Source organism: Kurthia sp. ISK08, from assembly GCF_046159805.1.
GTDB lineage: Bacteria > Bacillota > Bacilli > Bacillales_A > Planococcaceae > Kurthia > Kurthia gibsonii.
Window position 1 is genome coordinate 600,094 of record NZ_JBJXHL010000001.1, and the last position, 17,240, is coordinate 617,333.

General features: G+C 35.3%; 13 protein-coding genes. 6 read left to right on the plus strand and 7 right to left on the minus strand.

Annotation, left to right across the window (positions count from 1 at the left end; genetic code table 11):
• Nucleotides 1-7: 7 nt before the first annotated feature.
• The 4 genes from ACKVQX_RS02875 to ACKVQX_RS02890 all read right to left on the minus strand — a co-directional run bounded on the left by ACKVQX_RS02875 (nt 8) and on the right by ACKVQX_RS02890 (nt 3,752).
• Complete coding sequence (locus ACKVQX_RS02875) at nt 8-850, minus strand: DegV family protein (RefSeq protein WP_068455612.1); 843 nt, start codon at nt 848-850, stop codon at nt 8-10.
• A gap of 101 nt (nt 851-951) precedes the next feature.
• Entirely contained in the window at nt 952-1,719 is a 768-nt protein-coding gene (locus ACKVQX_RS02880; RefSeq protein ID WP_068455615.1) for a nuclear transport factor 2 family protein, read from the minus strand.
• A 168-nt stretch (nt 1,720-1,887) separates the two neighbouring features.
• Entirely contained in the window at nt 1,888-2,562 is a 675-nt protein-coding gene (locus ACKVQX_RS02885) for a response regulator transcription factor (RefSeq protein ID WP_068455618.1), read from the minus strand.
• A gap of 41 nt (nt 2,563-2,603) precedes the next feature.
• Nucleotides 2,604-3,752 carry a sensor histidine kinase gene (locus tag ACKVQX_RS02890; RefSeq protein WP_068455621.1) on the minus strand — a complete coding sequence of 383 codons (1,149 nt, stop codon included), beginning with the start codon at nt 3,750-3,752 and terminating at the stop codon, nt 2,604-2,606.
• Between the two features lie 191 nt (nt 3,753-3,943).
• On the opposite strand from ACKVQX_RS02890, the gene ACKVQX_RS02895 reads away from it, so the two are divergent.
• Together ACKVQX_RS02895 and ACKVQX_RS02900 are read left to right on the plus strand one after the other, a co-directional pair.
• Nucleotides 3,944-4,570, plus strand: coding sequence for a YigZ family protein (locus ACKVQX_RS02895; RefSeq protein ID WP_068455624.1), 627 nt, complete (start codon nt 3,944-3,946; stop codon nt 4,568-4,570).
• Nucleotides 4,571-4,703: 133 nt separating this feature from the next.
• Nucleotides 4,704-5,906, plus strand: a complete 1,203-nt coding sequence (locus ACKVQX_RS02900) for an LCP family protein (protein WP_082701474.1) — start codon at nt 4,704-4,706, stop codon at nt 5,904-5,906.
• 242 nt (nt 5,907-6,148) lie between these two features.
• Here ACKVQX_RS02900 and ACKVQX_RS02905 read toward each other — a convergent pair whose 3' ends face one another.
• Together ACKVQX_RS02905 and ACKVQX_RS02910 are read right to left on the minus strand one after the other, a co-directional pair.
• Entirely contained in the window at nt 6,149-7,186 is a 1,038-nt protein-coding gene (locus ACKVQX_RS02905) for a glycosyltransferase family 4 protein (RefSeq protein ID WP_409135992.1), read from the minus strand.
• A 285-nt stretch (nt 7,187-7,471) separates the two neighbouring features.
• Nucleotides 7,472-9,148, minus strand: a complete 1,677-nt coding sequence (locus ACKVQX_RS02910; RefSeq protein ID WP_409135993.1) for a methyl-accepting chemotaxis protein — start codon at nt 9,146-9,148, stop codon at nt 7,472-7,474.
• A 310-nt stretch (nt 9,149-9,458) separates the two neighbouring features.
• On the opposite strand from ACKVQX_RS02910, the gene brnQ reads away from it, so the two are divergent.
• The 4 genes from brnQ to ACKVQX_RS02930 all read left to right on the plus strand — a co-directional run bounded on the left by brnQ (nt 9,459) and on the right by ACKVQX_RS02930 (nt 15,535).
• Nucleotides 9,459-10,781 carry a branched-chain amino acid transport system II carrier protein gene (gene brnQ, locus ACKVQX_RS02915; RefSeq protein ID WP_087682305.1) on the plus strand — a complete coding sequence of 441 codons (1,323 nt, stop codon included), beginning with the start codon at nt 9,459-9,461 and terminating at the stop codon, nt 10,779-10,781.
• 199 nt (nt 10,782-10,980) lie between these two features.
• Entirely contained in the window at nt 10,981-12,579 is a 1,599-nt protein-coding gene (locus tag ACKVQX_RS02920; protein WP_409135994.1) for an FMN-binding glutamate synthase family protein, read from the plus strand.
• An 825-nt stretch (nt 12,580-13,404) separates the two neighbouring features.
• A complete protein-coding gene (locus tag ACKVQX_RS02925; RefSeq protein WP_068455640.1) occupies nt 13,405-14,490 on the plus strand; it encodes a LysM peptidoglycan-binding domain-containing protein in 1,086 nt (361 codons plus the stop codon).
• 352 nt (nt 14,491-14,842) lie between these two features.
• Nucleotides 14,843-15,535: a C40 family peptidase gene (locus ACKVQX_RS02930; RefSeq protein ID WP_068455643.1), complete on the plus strand. Its 693-nt coding sequence runs from the start codon at nt 14,843-14,845 to the stop codon at nt 15,533-15,535.
• Nucleotides 15,536-15,752: 217 nt separating this feature from the next.
• Here ACKVQX_RS02930 and ACKVQX_RS02935 read toward each other — a convergent pair whose 3' ends face one another.
• Nucleotides 15,753-17,225, minus strand: a complete 1,473-nt coding sequence (locus ACKVQX_RS02935) for a S1C family serine protease (protein WP_409135995.1) — start codon at nt 17,223-17,225, stop codon at nt 15,753-15,755.
• Nucleotides 17,226-17,240: the final 15 nt, after the last annotated feature.

Consider the following 17,240-nt stretch of genomic DNA (forward strand, 5'->3'; position numbering starts at 1 on the left):
CCATTCATTATTTTTTGAACCAACCTATACCAATCGATCCTTCACCTAAATGGGTCCCAATTACAGGACCGAAATAACTCATCTTAAATGAAGAATCTGGATAACGTGCAGCTAAATCATGCATCCACGCTGTTGCCTCTTCTTCACAATTCCCGTGAATAATCGCTACATCTAAAACTCCATGTTTTTGAATGGCTTCATCTAGCATCGTTTCTGCACGTTTCACGGCTTTTTTACGCGTACGAATTTTTTCAAATGGCACAATGACTTTATTTTCAAAATGTAATACGGGTTTAATTTGTAGTAAACCGCCGATTAAAGCAGCTCCTGCTGATAAACGACCACCGCGCTGCAAATGCGCTAAATCATCTACAATGAAGTATGCTTGCATAGAAGCACGCATTTTCTCTAATTCAGCAATAATTTCTTTCGCATTTTTACCTTCTGCCGCTAATTTTGCTGCATGAATAACAAAGAATCCTTGCACAGCACAAGCGATTTCGCTATCAAAACCGTAAACATCGATTCCTTCAACCATTTCACCTGCTTGTAACGCGCCTTGATATGTACCACTAATCCCGCTTGATAGATGAATCGTTACGACTTCATCATAGTCTTTTGCAAGCTCTTCAAATTTAGCAACAAATTTCCCGATTGGTGGTTGCGTTGTTTTTGGTAATTTCTTTTCATTACGTACACGATCATAAAACTCGCTCATCGTAATCGTTACTTCTTCTTCATAACTTGTATCATCAATGATGACACTAAGTGGCACCATATGAATGTTGTATGCTTCTTGTTCTTCCTTCGTCAGATAGGCCGTGCTATCTGTTACGATTGCTGTTGTCATAGTTCCGTTCACTCTCCTACTCAATCTATTTTATAAGATTTATGACGTAAATGGAAATAAAAAAAAGAGACCATCATTGAAATAAATGGTCCCAAAGTCCATTATTGCCCTTGGTTTGCTGCACTTCCAATTGCTTGTAATGAAGTGATTTTCCAACCTGAACTCTCTTTTACAAATTGTGTTAGTTGCTTACCTTCATCTCTTACTTCACTATCATTCTGTGTGACTTCGACTAAAATATCTGCATACACATTTGCACGATTCCCAGTGTAATCGGTAATTGTAATATTTGATGCTGTACGCTTCATATCAAAGTTTTCGAAAATATTGTTTGTATTCATTAAGTCTTCTTGAAGGTCAAAGCCTTCAGGATTTCGTGCTAACACCCGTTTATAACGGTTTAAATCTTGATCGTTAAATGCATCAATATATTCATTAAAAGCTGCTAAGATATTCATCTGGTCTTGCTTCGGAATATCTTCTGCTTCATCTACATCCCCTTCTACAACCGAATACCCTACAGTTTCAACATTTTCATCATGCCCTTCAGTGTCATCTTTTTTAGAAGGTTCTTTTTGCTGAACAGGTTGCTTTACTTCTTCTTGTGTTGGTGATGTATTTTCAGGTGTTTCTGTTTTTTCTTTTACAGGCTCTTGTTTTTGACTAGCTTGTTCTTTATGTGAAACAACAGGTGACTGTTGTTCTTCAGACGTTTGATCGTTTTGTGAAACTGTCATATCTTCATTACGATTTTCTTGTGTTGTATCTACTGCTGTTGAAGACGACTCTGTCTGCTTTGAAGATTCGCTACTGCATGCAGAAAGCAATAAGACACAAAATATCGCTAATGTAATATGCTTAAATGACATTTCCTAACCCCCCAGGTTATTGTAGCATGGAACTTACACACAATCTTATATTTTTCACTCCGATTAATGTACTTTATAGAACGATTTCTTGTCAAAAAAGTTGCCCTTTAAACTGCAAATAAAAAAACTCGAAACAGCAAATCACTGCTTCGAGTTTTCATCTAATAATTAACGCACTTCTACCCAACCATTTTTGATTGCTGTTACAACAGCTTGTGTACGGTCATTTACGTTCATTTTTTGTAAAATACTTGATACGTGGTTTTTAACTGTTTTTTCAGAGATGTATAATGATTCTCCGATTGCACGGTTACTTTGACCATCTGTTAATAATTGTAGTACTTCACACTCACGTTTTGTTAGTAAGTGGAATGGACGACGAATTTCTGTTTGATGGAAGTTACCTTTATTTTCACGTTCACTTAAACGACGGTATTCTGCTACTAAGTTACGTGTTACTTTTGGATGTAGATATGAACCACCCTTAGCTACGATTTTAATCGCACCAACAATCTCATCGGCATCCATTTCTTTTAACATATAACCCAATGCACCTGATTTTAATGCGTGTGATACGTATGATTCATCATCATGAATAGACAGCATAATTACTTTTGCTTCTGGATATTTCGCAATTAGTTGCTCTGTTGCTTCAATACCGTTCATTTGAGGCATGTTAATATCCATTAGAATGACATCTGGTGAATATTCTTCGTATAAACGAAGTGCATCGACACCATCGTCACCTTCTGCAATCACATCAAAAGTACTTTCGAAATCAAGTATTCTTTTTACTCCCTCACGGAATAGTTGGTGATCGTCTATAATAACTATTTTTGTCATGTTACTGTTCCTCCTATAGAAACGAAATCATATATTTATATTTACTTCTTTTTATCAAGCGGAATCGTTACTAATACAACGGTTCCTTGTTGTGGTGCGGAGTTTAATTCCATTTTACCACTTAATAGCTCTACACGCTCACGCATACCGATAATTCCAAATGAACCTTCTTTACTTTCTTCTGGATTGAATCCTGTGCCGTTATCTTTAATTGACATGACAACATGATCTTTTTTCCAAATAAACGTAACTAAAATTTCTGTAGCCTGACCATGCTTCATTGCATTATTTACACATTCTTGTACAAGACGGAATACAGCCACTTCATAATTGGTTTTTAAACGAATCGCCTCACCAATTGAAGAAAAATGAACTTTAGTGCTGGGATTATACTCTTCTACGGAGTGCAAATATTTTTTTAGTGTTGGCACGATGCCTAAATCATCTAATGCCATTGGGCGTAAGTCGTAAATAATTCGTCTTACTTCGTGTAATGCATCGCGAACCATCCCTTTTAACGAAAGAATCTCTTCTAATGCTTTTTCTACACCTTTTTCATCATATGTACGATTGATCAAATCTGTTCGTAAAAGTACATTTGCAAGCATTTGAGCGGGACCATCATGAATTTCACGTGAGATTCGCTTACGTTCTTCTTCTGTTGCTTCAATAATCTTAATTGAAAAGTCTTCTTTCAACTTAGCATTTTCCAAAGCTGGACCTACGTGTTTTAAATCATACGTTAAGTAATTTAACACAACATTCACTTGATTTACTAGATGATCTGCTTTTTCAATTGTGTCAAGAAGACTACGCATACGTCGTTCCAAGTCATCTCGACGTTCTCGTAACGTCTTTTCTTCAGCTTGTACCACTGAATGACGAATTTGAATCTTGTTAGCTTCCTCATACGCAACTCGTACTTGTTCTTCCGTATAGGAATTAAAGTTTCTTGATACTTCTGCTAAATATTGACGCGCATGTTTTGATCTTTCTTCTAATAAATCGTTCTCTTCTATGATATTCTTTATTTTATGACGAATATCATCTAGCTCGAGTTTCATTTCTTCAAATGAGCGACGGCTTTGTTCGCTAATTGTGAAAATATCGTGTTTTGATTCATCAATCGTTTTTACCATTCGATTAAATACTAAATCAAGTGACTTTATATCGAATTTGTCTTGTGCCATATCCATACTCCTTATAAATCATGCTACATTACAATTCTTAGTCTTAAGGTTGAATTAGTTAATTATATTTATAATAATTCGCACTGTCTATTCAATTATAACATTTTTGTGTCAAAACTATATATAAAATATTTTTCAAATCAGTGACATTTTTAAGGGTCTTACTATTTTTTTAACAAGGAGAAAACAAAATGAGAGAAAATTATAGAACACTTAAGTCTTTAGGGACTAAAGAACTTATCATTTCGAAGTCAAGATTTATAGCACATTGTACCAGAGTTGAGACAGAAGAAGAAGCTTTATCGTTCATTCAACACATAAAAAAAGAGCATAGTAGTGCTACACACAACTGTTCTGCTTACTTAATTGGTGAACATGATCAAATTCAAAAAGCAAACGATGATGGTGAGCCGAGTGGTACAGCTGGTGTTCCAATGCTTGATGTTTTGAAAAAACAAGGATTAAAAGATTGTGTTGTTGTCGTGACTAGATACTATGGTGGTATAAAATTAGGTGCGGGTGGATTAGTTCGTGCATATGGTAAAGCGACTTCACAAGGATTAGAAGCAGCTCAAATTGTCGAACGAAAATTACACAAAAAAATGAAGGTATCAGTTGATTACACATTACTAGGTAAAATCGAAAATGAAATTAGACAATCTGATTATATATTAGATGATATTGTCTATATGGAAGGCGTCGATTTCTTTGTATTCGTTGATCGTTTTCAAGAAGATACATTTAGAGAATGGATGACAAATTTAACAAGTGGACAATGTACTATCTCCGTTATAGAAGAGCGCTTTTTAGAATTTTAATTTTCAGCAAAAACATAGTATAATAAAAATCATTGTCTGATTTTATTTGACAAGCAACCATTTAAAAAACAATAGCGTCTTACAACCTAGAAGACATGAGTACGATGAAGACTATTTTTAAAGGAGAACTTTTATGCCAAGAAAAAGACAGGTTTACAAAAGTCACGTCAAAAAGAAACAAAAAAAGAGTGGCGGGATTTTAAAAGTAACCTTAATTATTTTATTGATTGCCTTACTCGTTGCAGGCTCTTACCTTGCCTATTTATATTATGTAGGTAAAAAAGCGGCAGATAAAGCTTATGATAATAACGGTCGCGTGAAATCTGAATTACGAACAGAACAAGTAAAACCGCTTGAAGATAATATTTCAATTCTATTTGCAGGTGTAGATGATAGTGAAAAACGTGGACAAGGAAATACCCATTCACGCTCAGACTCATTGATGCTTGCTACACTCAACAATAAGGATCATAGCGTAAAACTATTGAGTATTCCTCGTGATTCTTATGTGTATATTCCTGCGTTTAAATACCAAGATAAAATTACACATGCGCATACAGATTCAACAGGTATCCTTTCAACGATTGATTCTGTCGAGAATTTATTAAATATTCCTGTCGATTATTATTTTGAATTGAATTTTGATGCATTTATTCAAATCGTTGATGCACTAGATGGTATTGAAGTCGATGTACCTTACAAATTAGACGAGTTAGATGAAAATGATAAACGTACAGTTCATTTACAACCAGGTGTTCAAACATTAAATGGTCGTGAAGCACTTGCTTTAGCACGTACACGTCACTATGACGATGATTTTAAGCGTGGTGAACGTCAACAAATGATTTTAGAAGCAATTGCGAAAAAAGCAACTTCTGTTTCATCTTTCACAAAATATGATGCTTTACTAACAGCAATTGGTGACAATATGACAACGAATATGAAATTCGATGAGATGAAGTCATTCTTCTCTTATTTAAAAGATGGGATGCCTAAAATTACATCACTTAAATTAGAAGGAACAAATGATATGTCAACTGGTGTTTACTATTTTAAATTGAATGACGAAAGCGTATTAAATGTACGTCAACAACTTCAAAAACAACTTGGTTTAACACCTGATCAAAGTTTAGATTCTCATAGTAATAAAGGTGGGAATGCAAGCAATTCAACAACAACGAATGCGACTGATGATGAATCTACCACTACGGATAACGGCGTAGCCGGAACGAAAGAACAGAGTGAAAATCCATCAGATGGTAGTTATTCAAACTATAGTGGGAATAGTAATGGTGGACAAGACTATAGCTCAAACTCTTATAGTGATAACAACTAAATGAAATGATTGGCGTGTGTACATTTTGTACACACGCTTTTTTATGGGTTTTAAAGGTCGGGCGAGTGACCCGTTTCGCCCTCCAATGTCCCGAATCGAACGACGAGTGTCCCAACCACTTCTTCGAGTGACCCATTTTCGCCACACCAATGTTCGAATTCACACTGGAATAGTTAATTTAAGTCACCAAAAAAGGCTTCCAACAGAAGCATTCTGCTGAAAACCTTTAGTTACTCATTTTTTTATTTTTTTTTAACGAGATTGAGTAGCGGGCGATATTTCGCTCCTGCCAGTCCAATTACTTCTACAAATAATTCAATTACAAGTAATAAAATAATACCGAGTAAGATTGCTCCCCATAACTTAGCCATAGAGAAGATAATGGCTGCTAAACCGAACATCGCAGCAATTCCATAGATAATTAAGACCGTTTGGCGATGTGTAAAACCAATGCTTAATAATCGATGATGTAAATGTGATTTATCAGGCTGGAAAGGTGGTTGTTTATTTAATAAACGACGCACAATAGCAAAGAATGTATCAGAAATCGGTACGCCTAACATAATAATTGGAATGATTAAAGAAACGAATGTAACATTTTTAAATCCAAGTAAGGCTAATACAGAAATGATAAAACCAAGGAATAATGCACCTGTGTCCCCCATGAAAATCTTCGCTGGATGGAAATTATAAAATAAGAATCCGAATGAACTAGCTGCTAAAATTAGCGCCATCATAAGAACGAATACATCATTCATAATGAATGCCATGGCAGCGAGTGTTAATAATGCAATCGTTGACACACCAGCTGCTAGACCATCTAGCCCATCAATTAAGTTAATCGCATTCGTAATCCCAACAATCCAAATTAATGTTAACGGAATACTTAAATAACCAAAATCTAATTCGCCACCGAATGGCAAGTTAATTGATGCGAGTTGAATATCTCCAAAGAAAATGACAATTGCTGCTGCAATCGTCTGACCTAAGAATTTTGACTTCGCTGAAATTTCGAGCATATCATCTAAAACACCCGTTAAAATGATAATGAAACTTGCAATTAAGATTGGAATCATCGCATCATTTTCAGGTCGATAAATTAATATACCTATTAAAAACGCGAGGAATATTGCAAGACCACCCAATCGTGGCATGATTTTAGCATGCACTTTACGATAGTTTGGTCGATCGACGGCACCAACGCGATATGCAAGCTTTTTAACGAGTGGAGTTAGTAATACAGATGCAACAAAAGCTGCAATCAACGCGAGGTAGCTCATACTCTTCCTCCTTATATAATGAAAAACTGTTCTATACCAACAGTTCATTTTAATGTAATTCTAAATACACTGTATTATAGCATGAAATTTTAAAAAGAGAATAGTGTCTACTATTTATTTCTAACTATAGTATGTCCTATTTAATAAGACGCTTACATTTTTGAAGAGGTTGCAATAAAAGAAGTGCTTCTTCGCATCATTTTATATAAAGCCTAAAAACTACTTAGAAGCACTCATAAATTCCCTTATTTCCTTTCAATACCTACTTTTTTTAAAAATGAAACCTTATATTGAAAAACGTTCAGTTGATTTTTGCATCTCCTGTACCTTTTCATAAACTTGTCCCACTTCATATAGAACGGTTGAATGTTGTTGCTTATTCTCTTGTACGAGCTGATTTGTTTCTTCAATTTGCTGCGTACTACGTTTTAACGTATCACCTAATTGCTCAATTAATTCGACTGCCTGTTCTTTTTCTTTCTCAATTGTTTGAACATTTTCTTCTATTGCAGTGAAATGATATTGTGATGTCTCTAACCCTTCCATAATTTTCTTCATATTATTAGATGTTTTCTCTACAGCTCCCAATGTATCATGCGAACACTCTAAACTTTTCTCGAATGTTTCTGCCATGCGTGCACCTTGCGCATGAATTTCTTGAGATACATTTTGAATATGTTGTGCTGCTACATTCACTTGCTCTGCTAAATTTCGTACCTCAGTCGCCACTACAGCAAAACCTTTTCCACTTTCACCAGCACGCGCTGCTTCAATTTCTGCATTCAATGCTAATAAATGTGTTTGACGTGAAATCTCTTTTACACTATTTGATACGCGTACGATATCCGTCATTCTTTCTTCTAATATGCGGCGTTCTTCGTCTGCTTCACCGACTAAATGTTGCAACTTAAACATCGTCTGAACTGAATGGTGCATCGACTCATTACTTACTCTTGCATGTTTCACAGTTGTAACAGCACTTGTCGTCAATTCATCTAAACGCCCAATCATATCTTCTAAACTCTCTGAAAAATGCGTAACAAAATGAATAATTGCCTCTGAAGTTGCTTGCTGTTCTTGCGATTCTGCAAGCACTTCACTTAAACGAAGTTCCATATTCTCAGAACCATCATAAGACGCTCGCGTTGTGTCTTTCAACTCTCTTGTATGCTGCGAAATCTCCACAGCACCGAATTGAATCATTCGAAGTGTATCCTTCAATTGTTCTTTCATATGATTCATAGCGGCTGTTACGTCACCTAGTTCATCTTGTGTTTCAACCGGCACATCTGTAATACGTAAATTACCTTTCGCTACATTTTTAGCAGAATTTGACAAACTTTTCAATTGCAATTTAATTTGTCGATTTGTTATAAATAAAAGAAGGAATGATACGCAAATTGCAACTAGAAAGGAGCCGATTAATAATACAAGCGTACTTTGTTGGGAAGTTTGCATTTGCTTTACAATGTAAACACGTTCTTTCGATAAAGCTTCTGTTTCCTTCATAATTTTTTCATCAAACTGATTATATGTATAATATACTGAATTCAATTGTCTTCTTTTTGCAATGTTATCTTTTTTCTCAACGGATTTTTTTAAACGATTTTCGTATAAATCATCCATTGTCTGTAACACCGATTGCATTTCCTCTTGTCTTATAGACTGTACATTTTTGATTTTTTGCTGTACTTTTTCTTTTGCTTTCTGATAATCTTCTTCAAAACCTGGTAACGGATCACCCACATAATGATTGATGGCGATGTACAACGTCGCATATCCTTTTGAGAGACTTTCTAAATGATTTACTTCTGTTGATAATTCATTTAACTCATTGGACCATTTTCGATTTTCGATAATTTGACCAACTAACAGAATCGTCATAATCGCGAATAAAAGAATTGTTACACTTACTGCAAATAAATATTTTTTATAAATGGGTAGTTTTTTCCACACGTGCATCTCGCACACCTCCATATTCACTACATTACCATAGGTATTTGGAATTAAGTGGAGAATTACAAGACCTTAACATACCTTTTACATCAACGTTACAAGCCTTTAAAATACTTCTTTTTTCTATTTAACATACACAATTACTTCTTTAAAACATAAAATATGTTTGTAAGATAAATTTTTCATTTCTTTTAGGTCATTTTCATGTTACTATATTGAAGTTAGTTTTCCATCTGTAATTTGAATTTTCAGATAAAAACAAATATTTCGTAATTATAAATTATTTAAGTATTTTTTCGGAAAAGGAGTTCTGTATATGCAAAATCAAACATTGTCCCTTTGGGGAAAAATCTCAGTAGGTTTCATGTTATTCGCACTATTCTTAGGTGCGGGTAATATCATCTTCCCACCAGAATTAGGTCAAAAATCGGGTGACCACTTTGTCATCGCGATGATTGCCTTTCTAGTAACAGGTGTAGGTCTTCCATTACTTGGTGTAATCACGGTTGCAAAATCAGGCGGTGAGCTGCAAGATATGGCAAGCCGTATCAGTCCAAAATTCGGTATCATCTTTACAGCGATTGTCTATTTAGCAATTGGCCCATTCTTCGCGATGCCGCGTACAGGTACAGTTTCTTACGAATTAGGTGTAAAACCATATTTATCAGAAGCAACAGCAAATGCTTATTGGCCATTACTAATTTTCACAATTGTTTTCTTTACTGTTACAATGTTCTTTGCATTGAAGCCAAGTAAATTAATTGACTCGGTTGGACGTGTATTAACACCTGCTTTATTAATCGTTATTGCGACATTAGCTATTAAAGCAATCGTTACACCAATGGCTGGTCCTGGTAAAGCTGTTGAAGGTTATGTATCAAGTCCTTTCGGTGAAGGCTTTAAACAAGGTTACTTAACAATGGACTTTTTAGCCGCTTTAATTTTCGGTATTGTTATTGTTCAAGCATTAAAGGGTAAGAATATTACACATCGTCCTGCTGTTGTAAAAATCACAATCTTCGCTGCTTTTGTTGCGGCAATTGGTTTAGCACTTGTATATGTATCACTTGGTTTCATCGGTTCTTCTTCTGTTCAAACAATCGGTTTCATCGGTTCAGGTACAGAGATTATTACAAAGTCGGCTTATGAATTATATGGTTCATTCGGGAATGTACTATTAACAATCGTTATCATTTTAGCTTGTTTAACAACTTCAATTGGCTTGATGACAGCTTCATCTGAGTTTTTCTATAAAATCTTCCCACAATTTAGCTATAATACATGGGTGATTATATTTGCTGTTTTCAGTACAGGTATTGCAAACTTTGGATTAGCATCACTAATCAAAATTTCATTGCCCGTTCTATTCGCGATTTACCCATTAGCAATCGTTTTAATGCTATTAGTTCTTGCTTCAAAATGGTTTAATGATGCACGCCCTGTCTATATTACAGCGATGATCTTCACTGCTTTCATCAGTATATATGATGGTTTAGGCGCTGCTGGTATTACATTTAAAGCATACACTGACTTTGTAAATGCAATTCCACTAGCTGAATATGGTCTTGGTTGGTTCATTCCAGCATTAATTGGTGCCATTATCGGTTATATTATTTCTCTTATAATGAAGAAAAAATAATCTATAAATGAAAAGAGCGTGAAATCTACTTTCCGCTCTTTTTCTTTAAACATTAAAGACTTAAATAAACTGACTTTTCTTTTTATATAGTTTTTATGAAAAAGGGGTTGTATCTATCTCGAATTGTGATATATTTAATCCATTATTGATATACATTCACAAAATAGACATAATCAAAACATGAAAAGGACGTGACACAATGGATTCGCAAAATCTGTTGACAACTGTATTATTAGTTATTATTGGCTTGGTAATTTTTATTCCAATCATTTTTGCAATCGCTTTCTATTTATTAGACCGCAAACAAAAACAACACTCTATCTTACGTAACTTCCCTGTATTAGGACGTGTACGTTACTTAACTGAAAAAATCGGACCTGAGCTTCGTCAGTACCTTTTCGATGATGACAATAAAGGGAAACCATTTTCTCGTGAAGAATTCTTACACATCGTATTACCTGGGAAATACTTAGGTAGTGTAATTGGCTTCGGTTCAAAACGTAACTTTGAAGAAGCAGGTTTTTATATTCGTAACGCCACATTTACAAAACAAGTTGAAGAGATGCAAGCAGATCAAAGTAATCCTGTTAAAACACAAAAATATGTAATCGATCATGACGAGTTATTCTCTCGTAAAGAACATACTGTTCCTGTAGATGCGAAACCTTGGTTATTAACGGATGAAAACGCAGTTGTGTTAGGTCCAAACTGCCGCGAACCATTCCATGTAAAAGGAATGTTCGGCCAATCAGCAATGAGTTACGGTGCATTAGGTCGAAATGCGATCACAGCATTATCAACTGGTATCGGTCAAGTTCCTGGTTCTTGGATGAACACAGGCGAAGGTGGCGTATCACCACACCATTTAAAAGGTGGCGCAGATTTAATCGTTCAAATTGGTTCAGGTTTATTCGGTTTCCGTACTCCTGAAGGCGAATTTAACATTGAAAAAGTAAAAGAAAAAGCTGCAATTCCACAAGTAAAAGCATTTGAATTAAAATTAGCACAAGGCGCAAAAACACGTGGTGGTCACGTTGAAGGTGAAAAAGTAACACCTGAGATTGCTGAAATTCGTGGTGTAGAAGTTGGTAAAACAATCAACTCACCAAACCGTTTCCGTCAATTTGATGACTTCCCTACACTATTCAACTTTGTTGATGATATTCGTGAAGCTGGTGGTCTTCCAGTTGGTATTAAAATTGTTCTAGGTAGCCCTGAAGATGCCGATTCGTTAGCACGTTATATGGCTGAATCTGGTCAAAGTCCTGACTTCATCACAATTGATGGTGGTGAAGGTGGTACAGGTGCAACATATCAAGAACTAGCTGATAGCGTTGGTTTACCACTTCATACAGCTTTACCATTATTACAAGATGCACTTGTACGTTATGGCGTCCGTGATCGCGTTAAAATTATCGCATCAGGTAAAGTCATTACAGCTGATAAAGCAGCCATTATTCTAGCATTAGGTGCTGATTTAATTAACATCGCACGTGGCTTTATGATTTCAGTAGGTTGTATCATGGCTCAAAAATGTCATACAAATGAGTGCCCAGCTGGTGTAGCAACAACAAATCCGAAACTACAAAATGGTTTAATTGTAGACGAGAAGAAATATCGCGTATCGAACTACATTCTAAACTTACGTGAAGGTTTATACCGTGTTGCTGCTGCTGCAGGTATTGACTCACCAACTAAATTCTCAAAAGAACATATCGTTTATAAAGATGAACTTGGACGCGTGTACTCAATTGATGAACTACAAAAGAAAAGTGTAGCGCAACACGCACTTGTATAAATAAGAAAATACCCTCTCGGAAGATTTCTGAGAGGGTATTTTTATGTGGGATGATTTTGAGTGAATGAAGCGGATATCTGAGCGAGTGACCCACTTTCGCTCTCGAATGACCCGTTTAGAAGGGTGAATGTCCCGAATCGAACTTTGAGTGGCCCAAACACTTCAGCGAATGTCCCGTTTTGCCAACCGAATGGTCGAATTCACACATATATAGGCAACTCAAGTCCTTTTAGATTACTCAAAAGCCTTGAAGAAAGTACGAAGAGGGAGCAATTAAAGTCGTTTGAGCGAGTGACCCACTTTCGCTCTCGAATGTCCCGTTTAGAAGGGTGAATGTCCCGAATCGAACTTCGAGTGGTCCAACCACCAAAGCGCGTGTCCAAATCAATCATTGAATTCGCCCTACTCTTTATAACCTTAATAACATTTAATATAGAAGAAACTCTACAGTCATCTAGTATTTCCCCATCCATTTTATGTGACTTTTATGTGAAATACTGTACGTGACAAATATTTCAAAAGTAGGTTCAAAAGACCTCATTCTTGATATATTTTTATTATAATTGTTAATTTTCACCTTCACTATCAAATATGCATACTATCAAACTTGTTTTGAGTTGAAATGTTTTTGAAAAATTCATTTTACCTAAAAAAAATAGCGTTCCCAATACTTTTAGACTATGTTAGAATAAATACAAATATAAGGCTATTGAACCAAACATTTGAATGTTTTAATACTTTATTACATAAAAAACTTGTTTAGTTAATTTTATTAAAAGGTAATTGACTAAAGATGGTATTGATTCGAAGGAGCGTGAAATTAGAATGAAAAAGTCACTCTATGCAGCTGTAGCGGTAGGAGCTGCCGTTATGGTCGCAGGTCACACTGATGCAGAAGCCAGTTCAAAAACTTATACAGTTAAAAGTGGAGACAGTTTATATGTCATTGCAATGAAGCATAATACAACGGTAGCAAAGTTAAAACAGCTAAATAATCTAAAGTCTGACTTAATCTTTGTTAATCAAAAATTAAAAGTTTCATCTTCATCAAAAGTAACAACGCCAAAAAAATCAAGTTCAACTACGAATAAAAAATTGAATACATCAAGTACTTCTAGTAGCGTCTATACTGTGAAAAATGGAGATTACTTATACGCCATTGCCATGAAATATAACACAACAGTCGATTCAATTCGTCAACTGAATAATCTAAAGACTAATATCATCTACGTTGGACAAAAACTTAAAGTCAAAGGCAAAGTAACAACTATTTCAAAACCATCAACTACAACACCTAATAAAAAGCCTGTATCGAACTCGAAACCTTCATCTTCTACAAATACATCTGTATATATTGTGAAAAATGGAGATTATCTTGCGAAGATTGCAGCACAATATAACACAACAGTTGAAAATATTCGTCAACTGAATAATCTGAAAACTAACATCATTTATGTTGGACAAAAACTTAAAGTCAAAGGCAAAGTAACTGTAACAAAACCAAGTACGGGGTCTGGTTCGAATAGTAATACAAAACCAGTTAGCAACCCAACGAACAAAAATGGCCTCATTAACATTGCTAAAAGTTTTATTGGAACACCATATGCTTGGGGTGGAACAACTCCAAGAGGCTTCGACTGTTCTGGTTTTATTTATTACACATTCAACCAATCTGGTAAACAAATTGTACGTACCAGTGCAGCAGGATATTATAATATGTCCACTAAAGTAAGTTCTCCAAAGGTTGGAGATATCGTGTACTTTAAAAATACGTACGCAGCAGGTATTACGCATTTAGGCATCTATATGGGTAACGGTCAATTCATTCATTCTGGTGATAACGGCGTAGAAATTTCTAGTATTTATCAAAGTTATTGGAAAGAACATTTTGCAGGTTATGGTCGCTTATAATAAAAGCTGAGGAATCGCTAAAAAGCGGTTTCTCTTTTTTCGTATTAGGCTGTTTTTCTTCGACATATATTACATAGTGTAATATACGTCAGTAGTATTTTTTCTATTTCTATATACATATAATAAAAAAAAGCATAAATTCTCAAAAAAACATGAAAACCACCCTATAAAACTTATATTATCTGAATATTAATATCTTTAAGCTAAGTTTTTGTAATATAACTGTAATATAACTGTAACTGAATTAGCCTTGTTTGATGTGTTGATTTTTTATAAAGTTAGTGTAGTTAATTTTTACTTACGAATTTAAACAAAACGATTACATAAAAAACGAATTTATTGGAGGACTCACATGTTTAAGAAATTAGTTATCTCAACAATCGCCACGGGCGCAATCGCACTATCATCTTTATTTGGAGCAACTACGGATGCTTCTGCTGCTACTTCTAAAGCAGTTCAATACTCAGCTACAAAATATGTTTACTCAGGTGACGGATCACTAAATATGCGCTCTAGTGCTACAGTAAACTCTAAAGTTGTAAAAACACTTAAAAACGGTAACAAAGTCAAATTATCATCTAAAAAAGTTGTAAACGGTACAACTTGGGTTTATGGTACATATACTGGTAAATCTGGTTGGATGAATGCAAAGTATCTTTCATCTAAAAAAGTTAAAAAAGCATCTAACAACGGTTCAGCATTAATTTCTTATGGTTCTCAGTTTTTAGGTACTCCATATGTATGGGGTGGTACAACACCACGCGGTTTCGACTGTTCTGGATTCACTAGCTATGTTTACAAAAACAAAGCTGGCAAATCTATCCCACGTACAAGTGGCGCTCAATACGCAGCTTCTAAGAAGGTATCTCGCAGCCAATTACAAGCTGGCGATTTAGTATTCTTCTCTGTAGGTAGCAGCCGTATTACACACGTAGCAATGTATGCTGGTAATGGTCAATTATTACACGCTGCTGGTAACCGTGTTCAGTACCAATCTCTTTCTGGTTATTGGGATCGTTATGTAGTAGGTTACGGCCGTTTCTAATTCTTAAATTAATTCAAGTTGTCTAATTAAATTCGTGATAAAAGAGTAGCTCATGTAAAGCTACTCTTTTTTTGTATAGAAACAAGCTGAGGTAAACATACTACTTTCTTTTTTAGTGTTTGCAACGAAAAACTGGAACCACGACACAGCGCGATTCCAGTTTTTCTTATGCTTATGTGGGATAGTAGTTTTTACATTTATACCCCAATCTGTTTCACTATTCTTCTGTTGTACTATCTACGCTAGATGTATCTGCTGGCACATCTTCTTTTTCAGTATCTGTTTTTGTATCATCTTTACCATCTGTAGTTGGAGGTTCTTCTGTTTCTGGCTCATCTACTTCTGGTTTTTCAACAGGAGTTGTCGGTTTTTCTACAGGTTTTTCTTCTACTTGTTTACCTGTATCTACAGAACTGTTTACAATAATACTTGAAATCTCATACTCTCCAATATCATTGATAATAATTGTATACGCCACATTTTCTGTAATCGTATGTGTCTTTTTCGTTTTTGGATCTACATACTTCGCTACAGTATTCATTGTTACTGTTGCATAATCTTTGTTAATTGTGACACCTGTTACATTGTAATCAAGTGATTTAAACTGCTTATCTTTTGTATAACGTGATACCATCGCGTCTGCTTCTTTCATTGCTGGACGGTTTCCGATGAACGTATCATAGTATTTGTGCTTACCATTTTTAATGGATTGAATTAATAATACATAATAACTTTCCATACTTTCTTTTAAGAAGTTCTCATCAAAGTAAGCTTCATCTGCATGGTTATTATCAAACTCTGTATCTTCATTGAAATCAATCTTAATATCTTGCGCTGACCACTTATTCACTAGTCCCATCACAGAGGCTAGAGGAATTGCATAACCAATCTCCGGGTGATCTTCTAAAATAATAGAGTTAATACCGATGACATTACCTGTCTCAGCATTAATTAGTGGCCCACCACTTGAACCTTTATTTAAGCGTGCCGTAATCTCATACAAGTTTTTGTATGTATAATCGTCCACGAATTCAGCACCGATACTTTGGATAACACCTTCTGTAGTAGTACCGTATTGATCTTTTGGACTACCAATTGCAACAACTTTCGTCCCCACTTTTGCAGTAGCTGTATCAAGTACAAGTGGATTTTTTCCTTCTAAATCAGGTACTCGAATTAATGCAACATCTGTTTTATCAGAAATACCAATGACTTTCCCTTGGAATTCTTGACCCAATTCATTTTTCACCACAACAAACCCTGCGTCTTTTGCTACGTGCGCATTTGTTAAAATGTCACCTTTATTATTAATTAAGAAGCCAGAACCTTGTTGTAGATCAGTATAAACTGTATAAATTTGCGTTTTTGCATTAGCAATAATCGCATCTTTATTATAGGTCGGCATGTTGATTGGTGTTTCATCTTGGTTTGTTGTGTTTTTTGAAGAAGTTTCTTCATTCGAGGTTTCTTTCGTTACCGTACCTTTTGCATCTTTTTCGCCCTCATCTTTTGGCTCTTTTTTCGCTTCTTTTTCTTCATTTTGAACACGAATGTTGTTGTCTTTCGCCTGGTCATCTGTCTTAGTTACTAAAGCATAGATGCCAGCTGCAACAACTGCAATGAGGATGAAAGCTACTACTAAACGCTTAAACGCAGCCTTCTTCGGTTTAAAACGTCTGTTTTCACTCATAACATCCACTTCCAA